At 74.2% G+C, this 438-nt stretch carries 1 pseudogene; it reads right to left on the reverse strand.

Going from position 1 to position 438, the window contains the following annotated elements:
• Positions 1 to 101: 101 nt before the first annotated feature.
• A pseudogene (locus tag LPA54_RS39215) lies at positions 102 to 438 on the reverse strand (pilus assembly protein); the annotation flags it as partial.

A 438-nucleotide genomic window follows, 5' to 3' on the forward strand; every position in this document is an offset into this window, starting at 1 on the left:
CCAGGCCCGGACGCGTGCGCGCGGGCCGGGCCCGGATGCGGACGCACGCGGGCACGGCTCGGGTACGCGGGCACCCGGCACCGGCTCGGATACGCGTGCTCTCACGCCGTCCTCCGGTACGGGTCGAGCGGCGAGCTGAAGCTCGCGGTGAGCGTCGTCGGGATGTCCAGGCCCAGCATGGCGAGGCCCCGCACCTCGCAGCTCACCTGGACGCTGAAGAGGGTGTCCGGCTCGAAGCCCTGGCTGGTCTGGACGACGGTCACCGGACCGGAGCAGACGTCCTGGAGGTTCGCCTCCGCCGCCGCCCGCGCCTCGGCCATCGCCGTGGCGTGGTCCTTCTGGATCGACCGCACGGGCCGCGTCCCGCGCCGCGCCGTCCAACGCGCCGCGCCCGTCGACCAGTTGCCCGAAGGCCACCAGGACGAGGATGAACAGGAT

It is taken from the genome of Streptomyces sp. DH12, assembly GCF_020873895.1.
Lineage (GTDB): Bacteria > Actinomycetota > Actinomycetes > Streptomycetales > Streptomycetaceae > Streptomyces.